Annotated in this window: 1 protein-coding gene and 1 pseudogene; one reads left to right on the plus strand and one right to left on the minus strand. The window is 70.7% G+C overall.

From position 1 onward, the window contains the following. On the plus strand, nucleotides 1–672 hold a 672-nt coding region (locus tag ACIRS4_RS38255), incomplete at its 5' end, for a helix-turn-helix transcriptional regulator (RefSeq protein WP_404204890.1). On the opposite strand, the pseudogene ACIRS4_RS38260 reads toward ACIRS4_RS38255, so the two are convergent. After that, nucleotides 615–1,128: pseudogene (locus ACIRS4_RS38260) on the minus strand (hypothetical protein); the annotation flags it as partial. The gene ACIRS4_RS38255 and the pseudogene ACIRS4_RS38260 sit on opposite strands and share 58 nt — an antisense overlap.

A 1,128-nucleotide genomic window follows, 5' to 3' on the forward strand; every position in this document is an offset into this window, starting at 1 on the left:
CGACAACTCGTTCCGCATTTGCGGGCGGCGGCTGGGATCGAACGCATGGTGTCCGAGCAGGCGCGGGAATTGCGGCTCACCACGGACATCCTCGAACAGCTCGATCGGGGTGGGCTGCTGATCGACCAGCACGGGTTCGTGCGGCACATGAACTCGGCCGCGCACGCGATCCTGACGCGTCGGGACGGACTGTCGGTGGACGGACTCGGCGAGCTCAGCGCCGCCGCACCGGGAACTCGGACGGCCTTACGGGCCCTGATCGCGTTCGCCTGCGGCCGGGACGATGCGGTACCCGCCGCCGGGAGCCTGCGCGTCCCCCGATCCGAGCCCGGGCAGTACTACGTCCTGCACGCGGTGCCGATTCGACTGGGCGACAGTGCGTTTCAGTGCCCCCGGCTCGCGCTGATCACCATCGTGGACCCGGAGGACGCGTTGCGGCGGTCTCCGGTGGAGATCTGGCGGATGCTCTACGGATTCACCCCGCGCGAGGCGGCCATCGTCGAAGGCGTGCTGCGCGGCGAGGGGCTGCAGGCGGTGGCCGATGCGCTGGCGGTCACGCTGCCCACGGTGCGGGTGCATCTGCAGCACATCTTCCAGAAGACCGGCACCCACCGTCAGGCCGAACTCACCCGGCTGTTGCTCGCGACCGGACCGGTCTTCACAAGCCCTTGAGTCGTCGGCCGCGCACGGCGACGGGTCGCGACCGCGGCGGCGACCAGGAGCGCCACGGTGAGCCAGATGTAGGCGTTGTGAACGATGACGGCGAAATGGCCCGGGTCCGCCAGGCGCAGAATGCTTTCGGAGGGCAGGCCGAGGAACGGGAAGACACCGCCCGAGCAGAGGAGGAAGATCGCGATCAGCGCCGCGGCGGTCAGCGGCGAACGGCGGCGAACAGTGAGGTCGGCCGCGCAGATCAGCAGGGGTGCGAGCCAGACCCAGTGGTGAATCCAGGTGTAGGGGGAGATGGCGGCGGCGGTCATGCCGCACAGGGTCAGGGCGGGGAGTTCCTGGCCGGTCGCGGAGAGGCGGCGGGCCACGACCAGACAGGCCAGGGCGGTGGCGAGGGCGGCTGCGGGCCAGAGCAATTGGGCCAGGCCGCCGGAGCCGAGGGAGCGGGCGAGCAGGCCG

The organism is Streptomyces sp. NPDC101166 (assembly GCF_044768125.1).
In the GTDB taxonomy this organism is placed as follows: Bacteria; Actinomycetota; Actinomycetes; order Streptomycetales; family Streptomycetaceae; genus Streptomyces.